Annotated in this window: 16 protein-coding genes; 8 read left to right on the top strand and 8 right to left on the bottom strand. The window is 65.3% G+C overall.

The window, feature by feature from the left end:
• Nucleotides 1-103 precede the first annotated feature (103 nt).
• Nucleotides 104-2,056 (top strand): HWE histidine kinase domain-containing protein, encoded by a 1,953-nt coding sequence (locus tag AC5I5I_RS22670; RefSeq protein WP_495976911.1) that lies wholly within the window; start codon nucleotides 104-106, stop codon nucleotides 2,054-2,056.
• A gap of 3 nt (nucleotides 2,057-2,059) precedes the next feature.
• On the opposite strand, the gene pyk is transcribed toward AC5I5I_RS22670, so the two are convergent.
• From pyk to AC5I5I_RS22690, 4 genes are all read right to left on the bottom strand, one after another.
• Entirely contained in the window at nucleotides 2,060-3,493 is a 1,434-nt protein-coding gene (gene pyk, locus AC5I5I_RS22675) for a pyruvate kinase (RefSeq protein WP_495976851.1), read from the bottom strand.
• Entirely contained in the window at nucleotides 3,490-4,038 is a 549-nt protein-coding gene (locus AC5I5I_RS22680; protein ID WP_495976913.1) for a DUF1036 domain-containing protein, read from the bottom strand. The genes pyk and AC5I5I_RS22680 overlap by 4 nt, the downstream gene beginning before the upstream one ends.
• Nucleotides 4,039-4,109: 71 nt before the next feature.
• Nucleotides 4,110-5,402 carry a glycerate kinase type-2 family protein gene (locus AC5I5I_RS22685; RefSeq protein ID WP_495976852.1) on the bottom strand — a complete coding sequence of 431 codons (1,293 nt, stop codon included), beginning with the start codon at nucleotides 5,400-5,402 and terminating at the stop codon, nucleotides 4,110-4,112.
• Nucleotides 5,399-6,307, bottom strand: a complete 909-nt coding sequence (locus AC5I5I_RS22690) for a DMT family transporter (RefSeq protein WP_495976854.1) — start codon at nucleotides 6,305-6,307, stop codon at nucleotides 5,399-5,401. The genes AC5I5I_RS22685 and AC5I5I_RS22690 overlap by 4 nt, the downstream gene beginning before the upstream one ends.
• 144 nt (nucleotides 6,308-6,451) lie before the next feature.
• Here AC5I5I_RS22690 and AC5I5I_RS22695 point away from each other — a divergent pair, with 144 nt between their 5' ends.
• The 7 genes from AC5I5I_RS22695 (at nucleotide 6,452) to AC5I5I_RS22725 (ending at nucleotide 14,640) form a co-directional block, all read left to right on the top strand.
• A complete protein-coding gene (locus AC5I5I_RS22695; protein ID WP_495976856.1) occupies nucleotides 6,452-6,745 on the top strand; it encodes a DUF1244 domain-containing protein in 294 nt (97 codons plus the stop codon).
• A gap of 404 nt (nucleotides 6,746-7,149) precedes the next feature.
• Nucleotides 7,150-7,923: a ferredoxin--NADP reductase gene (locus AC5I5I_RS22700; RefSeq protein WP_495976858.1), complete on the top strand. Its 774-nt coding sequence runs from the start codon at nucleotides 7,150-7,152 to the stop codon at nucleotides 7,921-7,923.
• A gap of 139 nt (nucleotides 7,924-8,062) precedes the next feature.
• On the top strand, nucleotides 8,063-10,762 hold the full coding sequence (locus AC5I5I_RS22705; protein ID WP_495976860.1) for a bifunctional acetate--CoA ligase family protein/GNAT family N-acetyltransferase: 2,700 nt from the start codon (nucleotides 8,063-8,065) through the stop codon (nucleotides 10,760-10,762).
• A gap of 201 nt (nucleotides 10,763-10,963) precedes the next feature.
• The gene (locus AC5I5I_RS22710; protein ID WP_495976862.1) at nucleotides 10,964-12,265 is read left to right on the top strand and encodes a hypothetical protein; all 1,302 of its coding nucleotides are present in this window, start codon (nucleotides 10,964-10,966) and stop codon (nucleotides 12,263-12,265) included.
• Nucleotides 12,266-12,270: 5 nt separating this feature from the next.
• Nucleotides 12,271-13,065 (top strand): COG3904 family protein, encoded by a 795-nt coding sequence (locus AC5I5I_RS22715; protein WP_495976864.1) that lies wholly within the window; start codon nucleotides 12,271-12,273, stop codon nucleotides 13,063-13,065.
• A gap of 99 nt (nucleotides 13,066-13,164) precedes the next feature.
• A complete protein-coding gene (locus AC5I5I_RS22720) occupies nucleotides 13,165-14,229 on the top strand; it encodes an NAD(P)H-dependent flavin oxidoreductase (protein ID WP_495976866.1) in 1,065 nt (354 codons plus the stop codon).
• 132 nt (nucleotides 14,230-14,361) lie between these two features.
• Nucleotides 14,362-14,640 (top strand): DUF2312 domain-containing protein, encoded by a 279-nt coding sequence (locus AC5I5I_RS22725; RefSeq protein WP_495976868.1) that lies wholly within the window; start codon nucleotides 14,362-14,364, stop codon nucleotides 14,638-14,640.
• 89 nt (nucleotides 14,641-14,729) lie between these two features.
• On the opposite strand, the gene mepK is transcribed toward AC5I5I_RS22725, so the two are convergent.
• The 4 genes from mepK to AC5I5I_RS22745 form a co-directional block, all read right to left on the bottom strand.
• Complete coding sequence (gene mepK / locus AC5I5I_RS22730) at nucleotides 14,730-16,337, bottom strand: peptidoglycan L,D-endopeptidase MepK (protein ID WP_495976870.1); 1,608 nt, start codon at nucleotides 16,335-16,337, stop codon at nucleotides 14,730-14,732.
• 220 nt (nucleotides 16,338-16,557) lie between these two features.
• Entirely contained in the window at nucleotides 16,558-18,615 is a 2,058-nt protein-coding gene (locus AC5I5I_RS22735) for a L,D-transpeptidase family protein (RefSeq protein WP_495976872.1), read from the bottom strand.
• A 153-nt stretch (nucleotides 18,616-18,768) separates the two neighbouring features.
• Nucleotides 18,769-20,274, bottom strand: coding sequence for a sigma-54-dependent transcriptional regulator (locus AC5I5I_RS22740; RefSeq protein ID WP_495976874.1), 1,506 nt, complete (start codon nucleotides 20,272-20,274; stop codon nucleotides 18,769-18,771).
• A 58-nt stretch (nucleotides 20,275-20,332) separates the two neighbouring features.
• Nucleotides 20,333-22,720, bottom strand: a complete 2,388-nt coding sequence (locus tag AC5I5I_RS22745) for a tetratricopeptide repeat protein (RefSeq protein ID WP_495976876.1) — start codon at nucleotides 22,718-22,720, stop codon at nucleotides 20,333-20,335.
• Nucleotides 22,721-22,805 lie beyond the last annotated feature (85 nt).

A 22,805-nucleotide genomic window follows, 5' to 3' on the forward strand; every position in this document is an offset into this window, starting at 1 on the left:
TGGTCTAAGGACCTTTCCGACACGCCTATTAACGAGTCCCACCTTGCTCCGCTTCCAGCGTTCAGATCGTGACCATATGAGCTTTCTCGCTGGCGACAGCGAGATGGCGCGCCGGATCCGGGACCGCGACTGGAGCATCCACCCTTTCGGCGAGCCGGAAGGGTGGCCGACGTCATTGCGCGTGGCTCTCAGCATTTGCCTGCAATCGAAGTTTCCGACGTCGATCTATTGGGGACCGGAATTGCGGTTGCTCTACAACGATGCCTGGGCGCCGATACCCGGACCGCGTCATCCTGCGGCTCTCGGGATGCCGGCACAGGTGGTGTGGTCGGATATCTGGCACGTCCTGGAGCCTCAGTTCAGAAGAGTCGTGGAGAACGGGGAGGGGGTTTTCGTTCAGGACCAGATGCTGCCGATGCAGCGTTTCGGCTATCCGGAGGAAACCTACTGGAGCTACAGCCTGACCGCGATCCGCGACGAGGAAGGCTCGATCGTCGGAGTGTTCAATTCCGGATATGAGACGACCCGAAACGTTCTGTCGCAACGGCAGATGCGCTTTCTGCTTGAGCTTGGCGATGCCATTCGCGGCACCCCCGACGCGCGGACGGCGCGCAATCGTGCGCTGGAAATGTTTGGCCAAAGCCTGGGTGCGGATCGGGTCGGACTGCACGAAATGAGCGGCGGCGGCTCCAGAGGCGATCGGCCCGTTACCGACGAGTGGCTCGCGGAGGGGGTCAGATCAATCGGCCGCAGCATCGCGGTGTCCGAGCTCGGCGGCAACGTCAGCACATTGTTGCGGGCGGGCAGGATGCTCGTCGTCAATGACGTTTCGTCCGACCTGACGTACGACACGGCTAAAGCGATCTTTGCCGGCTCGGACGTCGGTGCGTTGATCGCGGTGCCGAAGATACGCGATGGCCAGCTGGCCGCCGTTCTGTTCGTTCATTCCCGCAAGCCTCGTGTCTGGACGCTTTTTGACATCAGCACGGCCGAACAGGTGCTCGAGCGAATCTGGAATTGGATGGACAGCGAGCGGACGGCCGAGCGCGAACGGTTGATGATTCGCGAGATCGATCACCGTGCAAAAAATGCGCTTGCGGTCGTGCAGGCGGTGATACGGCTGACACTGGCAGAAGACATTTCGTCTTTTCGCGAGAAGATTGAGGGCCGGGTCGCGGCGCTGACACGCACGCATGACCTTTTGTCCGCCAAGCGGTGGGAGCCGATCGAGTTCGGCATCCTGGTTCACCGTGAAATCGAAGCCTATCGTCCCGAGAGCAGCGATTTGATCGAAATCCAGGGACCGCGCGTGCTGCTTCGATCGGAGCAGGCCCAGACGATCGCGCTTCTGTTGCACGAACTCACGACGAATGCCGCCAAGTATGGCGCGCTGTCCATGGCCGGCGGGCGGCTCTCCGTTCACTGGCGCATGCAGGACGGCAGCCTTGTTCTGGACTGGGACGAAACGCTCGTCGCCACTGATCGCGGCAGCGACGTGATCATGTCGGCAGGTTTCGGCTCCAAACTGATCAATTCGGTCATCGAGCGCCAGCTCGGCGGTTCCATCTCGCGTAACTTTGACCAGGGACTGAAATGCAGAATCACGATCCCGGTCGCGAGCGAATGGAGCGCCGCATCCCGCGGTGACGCGGCTGTCGAGCCGGAGCATTCCGAGCCTGGCGCAGGACCTGTCCTGATCGTGGAGGACGAAGCGCTGGTCGCTTTGGACCTCGCGAACATGCTGCGCATTCTCGGCTATGACCGCGTCGAGACCGTGGCCAGCGTTTCCGAGGCGCTGGCCATGCTAAAGAAAGGCGTCACCCCCGAACTCGCCGTCGTCGACATCAATCTTGCGGGCGAGTCGTCCGAGCCCGTGGTTGAGGTCCTGCGCGCGCTCGGAACGCAGACCATACTGGCGTCCGGCTATGCTCAGGTCGACACGTTAAGCGGCGTCTTTGGCGGTCTGACATGCTTGCCGAAGCCGATCATCCTGTCGGATTTCACTGCCGCGGTTCAGCAGGTGAAGCGCGCCGGAAAGCTCGCGTCGGGACGGTGAGCCTTACGGCTCGCCGTGATCGCCGCCGACGAAAGCGATCCGCAGCATGTTGGTTGCGCCCGGCGTCCCCAGCGGCACGCCGGCGACGATGATCACGCGTCGTCCGGCCTTGGCGAAGCCGTCGGCGAAAGCGATGCGGCTGGCGCGCTCGACCATGTCGTCCTGGTCCAGCGCATCCTTTGCGATGACGCAATGCACGCCCCAGACCAACGACAATCTTCGTCCGGTGGCGACATTCGGCGAGATCGCGACGACATGCGGTTGCGGCCGTTCGCGGGCGACGCGGAAGGCCGTCGAGCCGGAAAACGTCCAGCAGATGATGGCGGAGAGGTCGAGCGTTTCGGCGATCTGTCGGGCGGCAGCGGCGATTGCGTCGGCGCCGGTCGCCTCGGGCTCGGCGCGCTGCGCCTGGATCACCGCGCGATAGGTGGGATCGCGTTCGACCTCCTCGGCAATGCGGTTCATGGTCGCGACCGCCTCGACCGGATATTGCCCGGCCGCCGATTCCGCCGACAGCATGATGGCATCGGCGCCTTCGAACACGGCCACCGACACGTCCGAGACTTCGGCCCGCGTCGGCACCGGACTTGAAATCATCGATTCCAGCATCTGGGTCGCAACGACCACCGGCTTGCCGGCGCGCCGCGCCGCGCGCGTGATCTGCTTCTGGATGCCTGGCACCTTCTCGAGCGGCAATTCGACGCCGAGATCGCCGCGCGCCACCATCAGCGCATCGGAGGCTTCCATGATCTCGTCGAGACGCTCCACGGCTTGCGGCTTTTCGATCTTGGACATGATCATCGCGCGGCCGCGGGTGATCTTGCGCGCCTCGGCGATATCTTCCGGCCGCTGGATGAAGGACAGCGCCAGCCAGTCGATTCCGGTATCGAGCGCAGCTTCCAGATCGGAGCGATCCTTCGGCGCCAGCGCGGAAAACGGCAGTATGGTCTCCGGCAGGCTGACGCCCTTGCGGTCCGAAAGCTTGCCGCCGACCTCCACCTGCGTCGTCAGCCGGCCCTCCTCGGAGGCGGTGCAGCGCAGCCGCACCTTGCCGTCGTCGAGCAGCAGCGTTTGCCCCGGTTGTGCGGCCTGGAGTATTTCGGGATGCGGCAGGTGGACGCGCGCCGTATCGCCCGGCTCGACGCTGGAATCGAGGACGAAGGTATCGCCCTTGTTCAGCATCACCGAGCCGCCACCGAAGGTGCCGAGCCGCAATTTCGGGCCCTGCAGATCGACCAGAATGCCGATCGGCCTGCCGGTTTCCGCTTCGACCGAGCGGATCATGGCGACCAGTTCGCGCATGCGCTCGTGCGACGTATGGCTCATGTTGATGCGGAATACGTCGGCGCCGGCCTCGAACAGCCGGAGGATCACGGCCCGCTCCGACGAAGCCGGGCCAAGCGTTGCGACGATCTTGGTCCGGCGTTGCCGTCTCATCGTCGGGGATTTCCTGTGTTTGGTGACGGGAGGTTAAGCGGGGGGCGGGTGCCGGTTTGCGGCAGGGTGAACGAGGGGCCGCCCGGCGACAATGGTGACTGGTCCGAGGTCTCGGTCAGTTGCACGGTCCATGACCGCTGCTCGCCGGTATCGACTTCGAAGAACCCCGTGCGGTCGAAGCCGCGCGCCAGACAATCTTCGGTCCCACGAATGGTGAACTCCTTCTCGCGCGAACACATGAAGGCCTTGCCGGACCATTCGCCGCCGCGGTCATAGTCGATGGCATAAACATAATAATATCGTGCGACGAGATTGCCGCGCAGCAGAGTTTCGCACGAGCGCGGGCCGAGATTCCACCAGCCCTCGGTGACCCAGCCCTCGTTGTCCTTGTAGCCGAGCGAGATGCCGACTTTGCCGGACGTATTGTTGCAGAGCCGGAAGTCGGCCGATGCAACGCCAGACCAGACACCGAGGAAAGCCAGAGCAAGCGCGAGCTTGCGCGCGGCAACGAGCCTCGGCGGTCGGGTCGGAAGAGGGAAGGGCAATCGGATCACGGTCGTCGGATCAGTCCATCGGGCGCCGGAAACGAGCTAAGTAGCTGTTTTGACGTGTTTTTTTAAGTCGTGTCAACGTCCACCATGATGGCACGGAAATCATTCACGTTGGTAAAGGTCGGCCCCGGCGAAATCAGGTCCCCGATACCAGCAAAGAAAGCTGTCGAATTGTTGTCCGCCAGCCAGCGCGCCGGGTCAAAACCGCGCGCCCGCGCCCGTTTTGCGGTGCTTCCGTCCACATAGGCGCCGGCCGGATCGTCGGCCGATCCGGCGCCGCCGTCTGTCCCGTCAGTGTCGCCGGCCAGTGCGGCGATGCCGGAGGTGCCGTCCAGTTCGGCGGCAAGGGCCAGGGCGAATTCCTGGTTGGGTCCGCCGCGGCCGTTGCCGCGAATGGTCACTGTCAGTTCGCCGCCGGACAGGATCACGGCGCGCTTGCCCTGCGCCTTCAGGTCGCGGGCGATGGCCGCCTGCGCGGCCGCCACGTCGCGCGCCTCGCCCTCGACCCGGTCGCCGAGAAAGATGCAGTCGAACCCGGCTGTCCGGATGGCCGATGCCGCGGCTTCAAATGCGTCGGTCGGCCGCGCTGCGAGATGATATTGGCTGCCGCGGAAAGCGGGATCGTTTGGCTTCGGAGATTCGTTCGCCTCCGCGTGGAGGGCTGCCACCACCTCGTCCGGCAGACCAAGCCTGTAGCGTGCGACGATGGCGCGCGCATCTGCGAGGGTCGTAGGATCGGGAACGGTTGGCCCCGATCCGATCACTGCGGGGTCATCGCCCGGCACATCCGAAATGCCGATGGTGATGAGTTCGGCGGGGTAGGCGTGGCGTGCGAGCCGCCCGCCCTTGATGCGCGACAGATGCTTGCGCACCGTATTGATCTCGCCGATCGACGCGCCGGAGCGCAGCAGCGCACGGGTCACCGCCTGCTTCGATTCAAGCGACAGGCCATGCGCCGGTGCGATCCAGTTCGCGGACGCGCCGCCGGACATCAGCACCAGCACCAGATCATCGGACGTCGCCTGATCTGCGAGCAAGAGCGTGCGCGCGGCGGCATCGAGCCCAGCCTGATCGGGAACGGGGTGTCCCGCTTCCACCATCTCCACCACGCGCAGCGGCCGTCCATAGCCGTGGCGCGCAACTGCGATCCCGCCGAGGCGCTCCGGCGCAACGCCACGGTCGAGATAATGCGCCTCCGCGACTTCGGCCATCGACCCGGCCGCCTTCCCGGCCGCGAGCAGGATCAGTCGGCCCGATTTTGGTGCGTCGGGCAGCAATGGCGGCAGACAGCGAGAAGGGTGCGCCGCCGCTATGGCGGTGCTGAACAATTGCTCCAGAAATGCCCGGTGCGATGTCATGGAAGGCTACCTGCTGCGGGGTTGCGCGGACGTGCGAACCAGATTCCGCCAAGGATCATAACCCCTCCCAGCCATTGCATTGGTTCGAGGGCTTCGTGAAGCACCACCCAGGCCAGCAGGGCGGCGGCGACCGCCTCGAGGAAAATCACCAGCGACGAAAACGGCGCCGGCAATGTCCCCAGCGCAATCGTCAGCAATCCTTGGCCCGCGACCTGCGAGATCAGCGCAAGGGCCACCAGGATCGTCCATCCCTGCGCGGAATAGGGCAACACACGCGGTTCCAGCGCGATGGCAACCACAAACAGGATAACGGTGGTGATGGCGGCCGAGATGAAGGCCAATGTGCCGGCCGGGACGTCGCGCCGGGCGGCCCGCAGCGCCAGCATATAGCCGGCGAAGAACAGCGCGGTGACGATGCCGTAAAGGTCGCCGGTGAGCCGTTCCGGCGCGAAGCCATAGCTGTGCCCGACCAGCGCGGCGCCGCCGAGAAGGCAGAGCGCCAGGCCCGCGATGCCGCGCCCCTGGATCCGCTCGCCGAGCAGGAACCAGGCGCCCGCCACGACGAACAGCGGCGCGGTGGTCGCGAGGAAGGTGGCGTTGGCCACCGTGGTCGCCAGGATGGCGAGGTGCCAGAAGAACAGGTCGCCCGCGAACAACAGGCCCGACAGCCAGACGCTGCGATTGCGCCATGCGTCCGGCCGCAGATTACCCCGTTCGGTCAGCGCCCAGAGCGCCAGAAAAGGCAGCGCCAGAGCGGTTCGCCAGAATGCGCTGGCAAAGGGGCCGACATCGGCCATCCTGACGAAAAGCGGCGACGCCCCCATCGCGACCGCGCCCAGTACCAGCGCCGCAAGGGCGATGCCTTCGCGTCGGCGGTCGGCGAGTGAGGTTGCGGGGAGGGACATGAGACGGCCGGCTTGCGTTCCGGAGAGCTTTTATGGTTCCGCCGGGGGCAAGTCACCCCGCAGCGGGAGGCGACGGATCCGGCCGCATGGCAATCCGTCCCGGACAGCCTTATCTTGCGGGAAATCGCCATCACGAGGTGCCAAATGGACGATCAGACCCGCCTTGAACTTGAAGCGGCGGCTTTCCGCCGCCTGGTGTCGCATTTGCGCGAGCACACCGAGGTCCAGAATATCGACCTGATGAATCTGGCCGGCTTCTGCCGCAACTGCCTCTCCAACTGGATGAAGGAGGCTGCCGATCAAAAGGGCATCCCGCTGTCGAAGGACCAGAGCCGCGAGGCCGTCTACGGCATGCCCTACGAGGAATGGCGCGCCAAATACCAGAAAGAGGCCTCTCCGGAGCAGAAGGCGGCGTTCGAAAAGTCCCACCGCCATTGATCGCAGCGCGGGCAGGCTGTGCCGGACTTTTGACCTTTTCGAATCGCGGGACCGTGCCTAGATTCGATGCATCGTTAACAACCGAAAGGAGGTGATCCAGTGTCTCATTGTCTATCGCCGTATGCGCGGAAGCTTGCGAACTGGTCCCTCGGCTCGTTCGAGGACGCGACTGCCTGATAAGGCAGACACGACCAGTCCGAGATCCGGGCTGCGGTTTGACAATGGAAGGGCCGTCCGCGAGGGCGGCCCTTCTTTCATGACAGGGCGGGGCAGAACACCATTCTGCGCCATGCAATTCTGCAGAGCATCTGTCATCTTCTTGCGTGGTCGGCATTTTTATTGATGCAAACGGTCCGGTTTTTTGCGATGCAGCAGCCGTCTCAACGTGGACTGCGGCAAGGGCAATGAGCGCACTCAACCGGGAACAGGTTCTCTCGGTCCGGCACTGGACCGACACGCTGTTCAGCTTCACCACCACCCGCGATCCGGGGTTCCGGTTCCAGAGCGGTCAATTCGCGATGATGGGGCTCGAGGTCGAGGGCCGGCCGCTGCTGCGCGCCTATTCCATGGCGAGCGCTCATTACGAGGACAATCTCGAATTCTTCAGCATCAAGGTGCCGGACGGCCCGCTGACCTCCCGCCTGCAGCAGATACGGGAAGGCGATACGATCCTGGTCGGGCGCAAGCCCACCGGCACGCTGATCCTGGGCAATCTGCTGCCGGGGTCGCGGCTTCTGCTCCTGTCCACCGGCACCGGGCTCGCCCCGTTCGTCAGCCTGGTCAAGGACCCGGAAGTCTACGAGCGCTACGACAGCATCGTGCTGGTCCATGGCTGCCGTCAGGTCTCGGAACTCGCCTATGGTGAGGATGTCGTCGCGCGGCTGCGGAATGACGAGATCTTCGGCGAACTGCTGGACGGCAAGCTTCACTATTATCCGACCGTCACCCGCGAGCCGTTCCGCAATCGCGGCCGCATCACCGACCTGATCTCGAGCGGCAAGCTGTTCGACGACATTGGCCAATTGTCGCTCTCGGTCGAGACCGACCGCGTGATGCTGTGCGGCAGCCCGGGGATGCTGGAAGACCTTCGCAACATGTTCGAAGGCTCGGGCTTCTCCGAAGGCAGCCACAGCGAGCCCGGCCATTTCGTGGTCGAGAAGGCTTTCGTCGAGCGATAACGCCGATTGCCGTTCCGGTGCGACGCCATGCGTCGCCCGGCATCTCCGCGACAAAAAAGCCGGATTGATTCAGGTCAGCGCGTCATATTTGCTCAGGTAGCATGTGGTCCGATTATCGACCCGCACCTGAAAGCCGCTTATGTCCATTTTCGGATTGCACCGCGCGTTTACGCCGGCATCGATCGCGATCGTCGGCGCAAGTCCGAAAGCGTCTTCGCTGGGCGGCGCGGTCTATGCCAACGCGATGGCCGCCGGGTTTCGCGGTCGCATCGATCCGGTCAATCCGAGATATGACGAGATCGGCGGCCGGCGGGCGTTCGCCTCAATCGACCAGCTCGATGCCGTACCGGATCTGGTGGTCGTCGCGACACCCGCACCGAGCGTGCCGGCCATCATCGAGACGGCTGCGGCGCGTGGCGTTGGAGCAGCGATTGTGCTGAGCGCCGGACTCGGCCACGGCGAAGGCTCGCTTTCAGAGAGCATGCATGCCGCGGCGCGTGCGACCGGTTTGCGCATTATCGGGCCGAACTGTCTCGGCGTGATCGCACCGCATGCGGCGCTGAATGCGAGCTTCGCCGCCGTGATGCCGGACGCCGGTGGCATTGCGGTGATCTCGCAATCCGGCGCCATCGCCGCTGCAATGGCGGAATGGGGCATGCGCCAGGCGATCGGCTTCTCGGCGATCGTGTCGGTCGGCGACCAGATCGATGTCGATGTCGGCGACCTGCTCGATTATTTCGCGCTCGACCGGCAGACGCAGGCGATCCTGCTGTACGTCGAGTCCATCAAGGAGAGCCGGAAATTCATGTCGGCTGCGCGGGCGGCCGCGCGCGTGAAGCCGGTGGTGGTGATCAAGTCCGGCCGTCACGACGAGGGCAAGCGCGCGGCGGCGACGCACACCGGCGCATTGGCTGGGTCCGATGCCGTGTATGACGCTGCCTTTCGCCGTGCCGGACTGTTGCGCGTCCAGGACATGGACGAGTTGTTTGCGGCGGCGCAGACGCTGGCTTATTGCCGCGCCGTTGCGGGCAATCGCCTCGCCATTCTCACCAATGGTGGCGGCTTCGGGGTACTTGCGGTCGACAGTCTTGTCGACCAGGGCTATGCGCCGGCGGAACTTTCAGCCGACACCATGGCGCGCCTGAACGCAGTGCTGCCGCCGCTCTGGTCGCATGCCAATCCGGTCGACATCATCGGCGATGCCGATGCCGGCCGCTTCACGCAGGCGCTGGAGGCGCTGCTCGACGATCCGGACAACGACGCGATCCTTGTGCTCGATGTGCAGACCGCGCTGGCCTCATCGCTCGACACGGCGAAAGCCGTCAGCGACGTCATCGTGGCGCAGCGTTCCCGCCGGGTGAATGTGAAGCCGGTGCTGACCTCATGGATCGGCGCGGCGGAAGAGGTCGCGACGGTGTTTCGCGAAGCGCGCGTGCCGCATTACGCGACCGAGGTGGAAGCGGTGCGCGCCTTTGCGCATCTCGCGCGGCGCGGCGATTTGCTGCAATCGCTGATGAACCCGCCGGCCGCCGCGCCCGACGACTTCGCCGGAGATGACAAGGCTGTGCGCGCGATCGTGGAAGACGCACGGCGCGAGGGACGCAATTGGCTCGATCCGCTCGAGACCGACGCCGTGCTGACAGCGTATGACATCCCGTCGGTTCCGCTCCGCAGCGCCGGAAACCCGGATGCGGCGGCAGAAGCCGCGCGCGAATTCATTGCCCAAGGTCAGCCGGTCGCGTTGAAGATTCTGTCGCGCGATATCCAGCACAAGTCCGACGTTGACGGCGTGAGGCTCAATCTCACAACCGAGGCGGATGTGCGCGCGGCGGCACAGGCCGTCATCGCCAATGCGCGGCGGCTGCGGCCGAAGGCCCGCATCGACGGCGTGATCGTGCAGCCGATGATTACGCGGCCGCGGGCGCGCGAACTGATTGCCGGGCTCGCCCGCGATCCGATCTTCGGTTCGGTCATCGTATTCGGCCACGGCGGTGTGGCGGTCGAGATCGTCAAGGATAAGGCCATCGCGCTGCCGCCGCTCGACCAGACGCGCGCGCTCGACCTGATCGCGCGAACCCGGATTTCGCGTCTGATCGATGGCTATCGCAACGTCCCGGCGGCGCGGCGCGACGAGGTCGCACGCGTTCTGGTCCGGCTGTCGCAGCTTGCCGCGGATATCCCCGAAATCCTCGAGATCGATATCAATCCGCTGCTGGCCGACGACAGCGGCGTGGTGGCGCTGGATGCCAGGATTTCGATCGCCGCTGCGCCTGTGGGCGCCCGGCGGCATGCGCATTTCGCGATCCGGCCCTATCCGCGCGAATGGGAGCGAACGCTGACCTTGCGCGAGGGCCGGCGGGTGCAGGTGCGTCCGGTGCGCCCCGACGACGAGGGCCTGTATGAGGCGTTCTTCCGCCATGTCAGCGCCGACGACATGCGGCTGCGGTTCTTCGGCCTGGTCAAGGATATCGGCCCCGCGTTCATCGCCCGGCTGACGCAGATCGATTACGGGCGCTCGATCGCGCTGCTGGCGCTCGACGACGAGTCCGGCGCATTGCTTGGCGTGGTCCGGCTGCATTGCGATCCCGATCATCGCACCGGCGAATACGCGATCCTCGTTCGCTCCGACTGCAAGGGCATTGGGCTCGGCTGGGCGCTGATGGAACTCATCATCGACTATGCGCGCAAGGAAGGGCTGGCCAGCATCCACGGTCAGGTCCTGCGCGATAACACGACGATGCTGTCCATGTGCCGCGACCTCGGCTTCGATGTTGTAGAGGATCGCGACGACGCCGGTCTCATCGCGGTCTCGCTCGATCTTGGGGCGGCGGCCTCGTAGCGCTCTCCGCGAGCCGCGATGCCGGTCCGGCGATATAAAAAAAGACATATCCGTAACAACCTGACTGCGTGAAGCGGCGACATATTGTCGGCGGAATTTTCGCTCATCAGAAAGCGGGGGCATTTCTGAGCATTGCGACGGACGAAGGATTTCGTTGCCATCGCTCGACCTTTGCAGCGGCAGAACGCCGCCGGAGCCCGGATGTCGTCTCTCAATATCGCGTCGCCGCTGCGTGATGGCGTGCAGCGTCTCGAAATCACAACGCGTGTTACGCTTGGCGTGCTCGCGCTCGCCAGCGGCGTCTATACCTATCTCGGCGTCCGCGATCTCCTGAACGGCAACGCGACGATCGTGTTCTTCGCTGCCGTGATCTATTCGGTGGCGGTCTCGATCGGCATCTACGCGTTCTGGACCTTCCTGCTGCGGTTCCTGCCGCACGTCACGGAAAGCCGGTCTCGCGGCCTCCTGTTCGGTTGCATGGGACTTGGCTCGCTGATGATCATCGCGATGTCGGCCTGGCTGAATGCGTCGGCGCTCGCGGGCGCCGCCGCGATCCAGCAGCATCTCGCTGTTTCGGTGCAGTCCTATACCCGCGATCTCGATCGCGCGCATTCCAACGTGCTGGCGGTGCAGAGCCTCGTGCCAGACATCCAGATGGCCGCGACGCGCTTCAACCGGCTGGCGGAGGCCGAGCGTGCCGGTTCGCTGACCGGCACCGCCGGATCCGGGACCGTGGTGCAGCTTCTGACGCAGATGTCGACGCAGCTCGACAACCTCTCGAAAGAGGTGACGGGTTCGGCCGATCGCGCCAGGACGCTGTACGAGCAGGGCGGCAAGCATCTCGCGAAAATGCGGGAACTGATTTCCTCGCGTGGCCCGATCAACGACCGCAGCGATGCGTTCGGGTCCGAGGCCATGTCGCTGATGGGCGTGATCGCAGCCTTGCAGCAGACCTCGGTTGCGCCGGCGGTGAAGCGCGCCGCCGATGGCCTGGCCGCGGGCTTCATCGCGCCGGCGGCGGCCGGTCGCGGCGATCTCGGCGAGCGGCAGACCAGCGTCGTCGGTCGTGTCGAAAGCGCGGTGGCGGCGCAATCGGCGGCCTTGTCGGCGGCGGCGTCGAAAATCGTCGATGTGCCGCAGGTCGAGCCGGCGCGCTTCCAGCCGCTGTCGACCGCGGAGGCCGTGCTGCGCTATGCCGGCGACTTCATACCGAGCTGGGCCGGCGCGATCTCGATCGACCTGATGCCGGCGGTGCTGGTGCTGATCTTCTGCGTTGTGCATGCCTCGATCCGCCGCGAGGGCCAGACCGAGCCGGGCGCCGCCACCATGTCGGCGGCGGATATCATCACGGCGCTCCGATTGGCGCGGGAGGTGGAAACCGCGAGTGCGGCCGCGAAGCTTCCGCCGGCTCCGGCGCCGTCCGTAGCACCGGCCGCTGCCGCGCTCGCTCCAGATGAGAATGTCACCGCCTTGTCCACGGCGCGGGCCGGCAAAAAGGACTAGCGACGATGTCGGGCGCATCGTCCATCCGCGGCCGGGTCGCGCATTGGCTGCAGGATCGTCCGGACGATCATGTGCTGCGCTGGCTGTTCGCGATCATGGTGACCGCAACCGTCGCCGTGATCGCGCTCGACTATGCCGAGATGCTGCAGGCGCCGGAGCGCAGCGTTCAGCGCTCGCCGGGACTCATAACCGAAACCGACAAGCCGTCGGCAGAGCCGCTGCCGTCGCGGCGCGGCGGCGAGCGGCGGCCGGGCATCCTGCGCACCTCCGACAAGGCGCTCGGTGCGCCGATCAGTTTCGAGCTTGCGGGCGACGGCCGCCTGATCGCAACCGGCACCATCGTCCCGGGGGCGTCGGATAGCTTCGCCGCCGAGATCGAGAAGCGCGGCGACTACGTGAAGACGGTGGTGCTGCATTCGCCCGGCGGTTCGGTGCAGGACGCCCTAAAAATCGGCCGGCTGATCCGGGAGCGGAAATACAATACCGAGGTCCTCGATGCGCGTTATTGCGCCTCGTCCTGCCCGCTTGTCTTCGCAGGCGGCGTCGAGCGGCTCGCAGCGCCGAAGGCGGCGATCGGCGTGCACCAGGTGTCGGCGCTGACGAGTGCGGCGAGCGCCACCATGGCCGATGGCATGAGCAGCGCACAGCGGGTCTCGGCCGAAGTGCAGCGCTATCTGCGCGACATGGGGGTGGACAGCCAGGTCTGGGTCCATGCCATGGAAACGCCGGCGAACGAGCTGTTTTATTTCAAGCCGGACGAATTGCTGACGCTGAAGCTCGCGACGCCGCGCCCATTCTGACTATCAGCAAGACCGATCTGTCCGCGCCAGCAATTTTCATGAGCGCGGGATGGACGCGCGGGCTACATTGCGGCTCCGACATCAAATCGATGGTGCGCGATGCCCTGGCCGGACCGCCGTTTCACCGAGCTTGTCAAGATCGAGCATCCGATCGTGCTCGCGCCGATGGCGGGCGCGATCGATCATGAGATCGCGGCGGAAGTCGCGGAGGCGGGCGGGCTCGGCTCGATCCCGTGTGCGATGCTCGATCTGGAACAGATTCGCGATCAGGTCGCGAAGTATCGCGCGCGTACGGCGCGCCCGCTCAATCTGAATTTCTTCTGTCACGCCGCGCCGGAACTCAGCAATGCCCGCGAAGCCGCCTGGCGCGAGCGGCTTGCACCTTATTATCGTGAGCTCAAGATCGATCCGGCGGCGCCGGTGCCGAACAGTAATCGGCGTCCGTTCGATCAGGCGATCTGCGACCTCGTCCTCGAATTGAAGCCGGAGGTGGTCAGCTTTCACTTCGGGCTGCCCGAGCCCTACTTGTTCGAACAGGTGAAGCGGGCCGGCATCGTCACCTTGAGCTCCGCGACCACGGTGGCGGAAGCCTGCTGGCTCGAGCAACGCGGCGTCGATGCGATCATCGCGCAGGGCAACGAGGCGGGCGGCCATCGCGGCATTTTCCTCAGCGACGATATCGCCACCCAGCCCGGCACCTTCGCGCTGGTGCCGCAGATTGCCGATGCGGTGACGGTTCCGGTGATCGCCGCGGGCGCTATCACGGACGCACGCGGCATCGCCGCCGCCTTCATTCTGGGCGCATCCGCGGTGCAGATCGGCACCGCCTTTCTCTTCTGTCCGGAATCGAAGATCTCGGCGCCGTATCGTGTGGCGCTGAAAGCGGCGCGCGACGACGGTACCGCGCTGACCAATCTGATGACCGGCCGACCGGCGCGAGGGCTGATGAACCGCCTCATGCGCGACCTGGGACCGATCTCCGAGGCGCCGGCCTTTCCGCTCGCGGCCGGCGCTATCGCGCCGCTGCGTGCCAAGGCCGAGGCCGCGGGTTCCGGCGACTTCACGCCGCTCTGGTCCGGCCAGGCTGCGGCGCTCGGCGTCGAGATGCCGGCACGGGCGCTGATGGCGAGGCTTACGGAACAGGCGCAGGCGCTGCTGCGCTGAGCGCAACACAACCCTGAGAAATCAATCGCATTGTTCGCGCCTGTGGATGACGGGCGCAGCGGCAATGCGTGCTTGACCCCACGTCCCCCGCTTCCGACAACACTGTCCGGTACCAAAAGGAGAAACGTTGTAATGCCCGCGTCCGCCGCCGCCGAGAATGAAGACGCATCTTTCCGCTTCGCCAAGGATCAGCTCAAGGCTTTCGTCGAGCGGATCGAAAAGCTGGAAGAAGAGAAGAAGGCGATTTCGGACGATATCCGCGACGTCTATGCAGAATCCAAGGCCAATGGCTTCGACGTGAAGGCGCTTCGCCAGATCATCAAGCTGCGAAAGCAGGAGCCGACCGAGCGCGAGGAACAGGAGGCGATCCTGGAGACCTACATGCACGCGCTCGGCATGCTGAAGGCCTAGCGAACGTTCTCAGGCCTCCTCCTGAGACCCGCCAAAGGCCAAGTCTCGAAGGATGAGGTCGGAGGTTTCTCCGTTAATCGGTCGGGATGTTACCGCAGTTGCGCGGTGCGCGGCATGAACGTCGCGGTCGCGAGGAACTCGATCGCGCGGCCTTCGAAGCGGACATACGACAGGTTGCCCTGCGGCTCGGCGGTGAAGGCCATCACCACCATGCTGTTGGGCGTCCGCAGAAGCGGCTGCAGGCCGCGGAAATCGGTGGCACCATAGAGCGTCGTGGTCATGAAGCGCGCGACGCTCGGCGTCAGGATCAGCGCCCGCATCCACGGGCCTTCGAAGCGATGCGCAACCGATGCAAGCTTCTTGCTCACCGGCGGCGCGGAATGCACGACAGTCGGTGTATCGCGGAGGCCCTTGGAAGCGACGGTGGTGTTCGGTGCGAGCGAGGCCGAGCGGACCGCCTGCGTCGCAGGTCTGGCCCGCTGCGGAGCGGCTTCGGGCTCGATATCGCGGGCATAGGACAACAGCGAGTCGCCGGGCTTGCCTTCGCCGTAGCCTGGCGGCGCAGCGAATGGTCCGATGCTGCCGGTCGAGGCCTCAGACGGCGCGTCCGGCCGTCCGGACCAATAGCCACGCGAGAGAATGATGTCGTTCGGCGTGTTCGCGGCCAGCGCGAAGGTGCCCGGAATCGGCGCCGGCGGGCGCGGCGGGTCGAACTCGGACGAGGCGACCTGAACCGGAGCCGGGGCGGCGGCCGGTCGTGCTTTCGGCAGCGGGGCTGCAAAGGCAGCCGTCGCCGGGGTCGGTTTTCCGGCCGGTACGGGAACGAGCTGCTGAGCCGCTGCAACCACAGTCTCGCGCCCGCGCGAGGCGGCAGAGGCGACCTGTGTCGGCGCGGCTGCAGGCTCGGCGGCCTCCGGGGTGTCCTCGTCCTCGGTCGGCTTCGGCTTGAGGCCGAACAGGCGGGCAAGCGGATTGGCCGATGCGATGCGCGGCGAATCCGAGCCCCGCTTGGCCAGATCGGCCTGCGCCACCGCAAAGCCCGCCAGCGGCTTGCCGTCGAGCGGGAGATGCACGGTGCGGCCGTCCGGGAAGACCTTTGCCAGCTGGTCGCGGGTCATGCGCGGCCAGTGCCGCACGCTGCCGACATCCATGTGCACGAAAGGCGAGCCTGAGGTCGGATAGAAACCAACGCCCCCGCGTTGGAGCCTCAGGCCCGCTTCGCGCACACGATCGAGCGGCACCCCAGGGATAAAGAAGTCCATGGCCTTGCCCTGCGTATGCAGGGAATGGCGGGCGACACCGGACGAACGCTTGCGCAACATCTCGTTGGTGCGCGGCGACCGGTAGGAGGAAATGATGTGAACCTTCTTGTCGATCCCGAACTCGCGCTGAACCTCCCAGACCGCGTCGAACAGCTGCGGGTCCATTGTGGTAACGTCGTCGGTGCGCCAGTCGCGCAGGAAGTGATTGAGCTTCTTGAGGCCGTCTTCGTCGTAGCGGCCGTTGCGCTTGAAGGTGACGGTGATGTCGTCGCCGCGATGCGTGTGGTGCATCGAGATGGTGCGGGTATCGCCATTGGCGACCGCAGTGTGCAGGCCCTGCGATCCGGCGATCGTGATGGCGGTGGCAAGCGCCACACGCTGCGTGATGCGCGACACGGTTCCGTTACTGGCCTGGCGCGCTTTACCGAATGGCACGAAGCATTCCGCTGGTTATTGGCACAAAAGGGCAGGGACCGCGCCGGGAGCGGCAAGGCTAACGCACTGTTACGAAGCTGGGTTAATACGAGATTATCGTCCCCCGACGAGTTGTCGTGATTGTGATAAGAGTTGACTGTGGCAAAAAATGGCCGGGTCCCCAAAGCAAAGCCGCCCGTCAACCGGTTTGGTTAACGGGCGGCTTCAATCGGCGGGAACGTTAGCGGAACAGACGTTCGAAGAAGTTCTGCGGCTCGCTGCGGCCCTGGACCACGCGATTGCCACGCCGGTCGACGGCGTTGGCGTTACGCGAGGAGAACCAGTCGGCGAACGGGCCGGCTTCCCGCGTCTGGTAGCGGAGGTTATCCGCCGGAATGCCGGTCCCTGTCGGACGGGTGGCCTGGGCTACGTCTGCCACCCGCCGCTCGCTGGACGACTTCAGGATCGCGATGTGGCGCGCATCGTGGCCGTAAACGTCGGCGAAGATCTTCAGGTTTCCGGAATCGTCCACGACAGCGGTTTCGTAGGACTGGTGGACCGGCATCGCCGTCGGAAAATTGATGTTGATTTCCGAATTCCCGTACATCGAGCGCAGGCGATCGACCGTGTATTTCTCGTTCGGCAGCACAATCGACAGCAGCTTCTCGGCATAAAGCAGCGGATTCTCCACCCGCATGCAGCCATGGCTGTAGGCGCGCTTGTCATGCGCGAACAGGTGCTTGTCCGGCGTGTCGTGCTGATAGACCAGGAATTTGTTGGGGTAGTTGAAGCGGATGCGTCCGAGCGCATTCTTGTCGCCCGGCGGCTGGTACATCCGCACGGTGCCGTCGCGGTTCTGCTCCATGCGCAGGCCAAGCTGCGCCAGCGTCGAAGGATCCTGGCGCAGAGCCGGCAGGTAGCGGTTGGCGATCAGCGAGGGCGGCACGTTCCAGGTCGGATTGACGGTGATGAAACGCATCGACCCCGTCATGATTGGCGTCGCCTGCTCCGGTTTGCCGATCACGACCTTCGTATCCCAGTTCAGCTTGCCATCGCGGAACAGGCGCAGACGGAATTCCGGGATGTTCAGGAGAACGTAGCTCTTGCCGAGATCGCGGCCGAACCAGCGCCAGCGGTCCATATTCGCGATGATGATGTCGACGTTGCGTTCGCGCTTGGGCACCGCATTGAGCGCGCGGAACGTCGCCGGGCCGGCAACGCCGTCGGCTGGAAGACCGGCACCCTGCTGATAGGCCTTCACTGCATCGACGACAGCCTGATCGTACACCGTCGAGGTCTCGTCGCCGGCGACCTTCAGGCGCTTGCGCAGGAGTGGCACCCGCGGGTCGCTCGCATTCACTTTCATGCTCGGACCGTCCGGAATCCGGACCAGCTCCTCGGCGGGCGTTTCAGACTTGCCGCGCGCCTCGGCGAGCTTCGCCTTCAGCCGCTGATATTGCGGATGCGGCGGCTGATACGAATCCAGCGTCGCCTTGAGATCCTTCGAGTCCGCGATCGCCTTGAGGATGGCCTCCGGTTCGGGCGCCTCGCGTTCGAAGCCGATGTCGTTGTGGACACGCGTGTAGTGTACGCGGCCCATCGAGGCGTGGCGGACATATTGCAGGAGCTCGCCGGCCAGCCGCAATTCGGCTTCCGCCAGCCCATCCAGATCGCCCTCCTTGAAGGACGGGATCTGGTAATCGCTGGGCTCCATGCCGTGCTCGTCGACGCGTTCCAGATAAGCAACGGCCTTGGTACCGGCTTCGGAACGCTTGCCGTTCGCAACGAAGAGCGGCGCGTAGTCGCGCTCCTTGTAGAAGGCTTCGGCGCCGGTGCGCTCGTTGCGGCGGGCGAAATAGCGATCTGCGTTGCGGCCGGTGATAAGCTCGCGCAGCTTGTCGGAGAAGTCCTGGTCCGCGGCCGCAACCACGGGCTTCGCGGCCGGTTCGGTTGCCGGTTGAGTGGCAGCCGGTTCGGCAGCGACCGGGGCGGGCTGAGCGGGCTGGGCGGTGGGTGCCGCGGCCGGGGCTGCGGTAACGGCCGCGGGCTGCTCGCTTGCCGGGGCGATGGACTGGGTCGAGGCGGGCTCCGCAGACGCTGCGGCTGAGACCGATACCGGCTTCGTCGCGTCAACGGCGGTCGGCGCAGGCGGGAGTGTGGTATCCGGGACCGGCACCCGCGATTCGACGCGAGCGACTTCCTCCGGACTGACCGACTGCGACATCGCCGGGACAGAAACGCCGAGAACAAGGGCAAGCGCCGAGCCTGCCAGAATGCGGTCGAAACGGTGGCCGCGCATTATCATCTCCTCAGCTAAGCCCAGGCTATGTCGGGAATATCGTCAATAACGGGAACCTTAACGGAAAGCTCCGCAAGAGACGCGAATTTTTCACGCGACGCAATTGCAGTGCGGCCATATCGCCATTCCAGAAAGCGAGATTCGGCGCAGATGTTACCCTGCCGCAACGGGGTCGTCAGTATCTCGCGGATCATGCTCCGAAAGCTGGAGCGCCTCCAGCTTGCGGTACAGGGTGGATCGGCCGATTCGCAGCCTGCGGGCGACTTCCGACATCTGCCCGCGGTAATGGGCGATGGCGAAGCGGATGATCTCGGCCTCCAGTTCGTCCAGCGGGCGCATCTGCGACACGTCGTCGAGCAGGGCCAACCGGTCCGGTGCGAAATACGGGGCGGTCTCCACCACCAGCGGCTGGGCGCCGTCGATCTGCATCTCGCCGCCGTCCGGTACCAGGGTCGCCGTGGACGCCTCGGTCGCGGCATGGCGCGCGACAAGCTGGGGGAATTCCTGGGGCCCGATCTCTTCATTTTCGGCCAGGACCACGGCGCGGAACATCGCATTCTCGAGCTGGCGCACGTTGCCGGGCCACGGGGCATTCCGCAGCAGCGCCATGGCGTCGCCGGATACCAGCTTCACCGGCTTGCCCTCTTCCGCGCAGAAGCGGACCAGGAAATGGCGGACCAGGTCGGGGATGTCCTCGCTACGCGCACGCAGCGGCGGCACCGAGATCGGAAACACATGCAGGCGGTAGAACAGGTCTTCGCGGAAGCGGCCGGATTTCACATCGGCGATCAGGTTGCGATTGGTGGCTGAAATAATCCGCACATCGACATGCATGCTCTTGCGCGCGCCGACCGGCTCGATCTCGCCCTCCTGCAGCGCCCGCAGCAGCTTGACCTGCGCCGTCGGCGGCAATTCGCCGACCTCGTCCAGAAACAGGGTGCCGCCATCGGCCTCCGCGAACTTGCCGATATGGCGCTCGGAGGCACCGGTGAACGCGCCGCGTTCGTGACCGAACAGGATCGACTCCACCAGATTGTCAGGAATCGCGCCGCAATTGACCGCCACGAACGGTTTGGTCCGCCGTGCGCCGCTGCCGTGAATGGCGCGCGCGATCATTTCCTTGCCGACGCCGGATTCGCCCTCGACCAGCACCGGAATATTCGATGCCGCGGCCTTTTCCGCCTGGCGCAGCACGCTGCCCATGGCGGTGCTGCGGGTGATGATGTCGCGGAAGGTCAGCGTGCCGGTGCGGCTGCGCTTCATGCGCTGCAATTCGCCGGCAAGCGCGCTCTGGGTCAGCGCGTTCTTCAACGACACCTGCAGCCGTTCCGGGCTCGCGGGCTTGACCACGAAATCGGACGCGCCGGCCCGCATCGCCGAGATGACGTTGTCGATGCCGCCATGGGCGGTCTGCACGATCACCGGGATCGCGATATCCTCGCTGCGCATGCGCGCGAGCAGGCCGAAGCCGTCGAGATCGGGCATTACCAGGTCGAGGATGACGCAATCGATGCGCCCGGCCTCGTCGCTGGTCAGGATACGCGCGGCCTGGTCGCCGCCTTCGGCGACGATCGCCTCGTAGCCAAATTTACGCACCATGTTCTCGATCAGCCGACGCTGAACCGGATCGTCGTCCACGACGAGAATACGCTCGGGCATACAATCCCCTCGGCTGTGCCGTTTCGGGGCACTCTCGGCCGTATGACTTAACAGCTCATTAAGCCACCGGATCTCGCGCGTCATCCGGCTGTGGCTTGCGCAGCCAGAGGGACGCGAACATGCCGGGATGCTCGCGCTCGAAGGCATGCCATGCCGAAAGATCGGTTCGCGCCGCCGGATCCGGAAAGCGGGCGGCGAATGCGTCCTGCAGGTCTTGGGTGGTTTCGATCCCCAGCAGTTCGAGGCCGTTGGCGTTCACAAAGGCTTGCATCTCCGGGAATGTGAGCCGTTGCCCCTGCGCTCCGAAAAACAGCGCGCGGCAGGTGCCGGTAGCGAAGAACCCGGTGCTCAGCGTGGCTGCTTCGGCCGGATTGCCGGCGGGCTGCCGCAGCAGATTCTGCCGCAACAGGCGGATGCCTTCGGCGTCGGGCTGATAATTTCCCTGCTGAGCAAAGTCGTGCGCCGCAGCCAGAACCCGGGTTGCTGCCTCGCCGAGCAGCCTGATCCGCATCACGCCGCCGGGCCGCAGAAGCGCAATCAGTGCGTCCAAGGCAGCCTCCGGATCAGCATGATACATCAGGCCGCTGGCTTCGATGACATCGAAGCTGCGGCCGGTCGCGGCGAGCTTCGTGAGGTCGGCGCGCGCGAATTCGATCCGCTGCAGATTGAGCGATTGCGCCTGGCGGCTGCCATAGGCGAGATTCTCCGCATTCTCGTCGACTGCCAGCACGCGCGCATCGCGATAGGAGAGGGCGGCCTCGATTGCGGATTCGCCGCTGCCACAGCCCGCGATCAGCACGTCCGGATTGGCCGCTCCATCGCGCGGCAGCGGCCGGGCAAACGGCAGATAGCCTTGCACGACATCCGGGACCGAACGCGCCTGCAGGGTGGACGTTGCCTTGATCCAGCGTGGTGACGCACCCTGTTGCTCCGTGTCCTCGGTTTGCGCGTCGATCGGCGTCAGCGAGGGCAATGCGTCACGGAGCGCGATCTCCCGCAGGGGAGCGTCGACCTGCTGCTGCAGCAAGGCCGAGACCGAGGGCGGCCAGCTTCTGCTCGCGAGTGAAGCGGCTCCCTCCAGGCTGTGCAGCGGCCGATAGGCCGCAAGCGCGACCAGCTGCAATGCCGGAATTGGCTCGGCAAGCTGCGGGATCGCGGCCGATTCACGCTTGCGCAGTGCGCTGCCGATTGCCGTCTGTAACGCGTGAACGCGCTGCCGCTCGTCCTCCGTCTCGACGAATATGTATTCATTGATGAAGCATTGCCGGGCGAGTGCGGCATAGAGATCAAGCGTCTTCTTGCCGACCGCATCGCCGCTTCGCGCGCGCTCAAGCATCCCGGCACGCAGGACGGTCAGAAATCGCTCGAACTCGATGTCGCAATTCGGCGCGGCCTCCAGCACAGACCTGACCAAAGGCTCCTGCGCGACGGCATCGATCTCCGCGCCGGTCGGCAGCAGTTGAGCGGCCGGCACTTTGCCCCATTGCCCGGCGACGCGTCGGATCGCTGCACCGATCGCCGGATGCGCCTTCAGAATGAGTGTGCCCAGAGGCGCCAGCAGGGCCGGCCGCGCCCAGGCCTCCTCGATCGCACGGCGGAACAGATCGCGCAGCGCCGCATCAGGGCGAAGCTCCTGAGCCGCGAGAAGGCACTGCGCGAACGTGGCCTTAATTTCGGCGGACTCGGCGCGGGACAAAGCTTGCGCGAGCAGCGGCAGCGCTTCATGCGCCCGGTCCCGGCGCAACATCACGGCGGCGAGCTGCTGCACTGCCTCGGGATAATCCGCCTGAACCGCAAGCGCGCGGCGCAGGCTTTGCTCCGCCTCGTCCAGCCGGTTCTGCCGGGCACGCACCATGCCGATATTGAGATGCAGCATCGCCAGGTCCGGCTGCAGCGTCACCGCGCGCTGCCAGATCGCGGCGGCGTCTTCGGGTCTTCCGATCGCGAGCAGTACGCGGCCGAGATTGTTCATGATGCCGGCATTGGCGGGTTGCAAATCCAGCGCGCGCCGCAAGCTCTTTTCCGCAGCGTCGAACTGGCCGGCGCGGGCATGGGCGTTGCCGAGCTCGAAATGCGCCTCCGGATATTGCGGCTTCAGCGCAATCGCCTTCGACAATGGCTCGATCGCTTCCGCCATGCGCCCGGAAGCGTTGAGTGTGAATCCCAAATTGTAATGGTAATCCGGATTCCGCGGATCGATCGCGATCGCCTGGCGGATCAGCGAGACCGCCTCCTCGCTGCGTCCCGACTGATGCATCAGCGCGCCGAGCAGATGCAACGCACCGTGATTGCGGGGCTCGATCGCCAGCACGTCGCGATACAACCGCTCGGCGTCGGAGCGGTGTCCCGCCTGGTGCGCATGAAAGGCCTGCGCCAAGGTCGCGGCCATCGGCGTAATCGCCGGGCCTGCCATTTTTTTCGCGGCGCGCCGTTCCTTGCGGTTCATCGATCAAATTCCCTTCAAAGGCCCTGCGACGCCGGTATGCCGCGGCCGCATGGCGGCGCGGAAACTACGCGAGAGCGACAGGCAT

It is taken from the genome of Pseudorhodoplanes sp., from assembly GCF_059499825.1.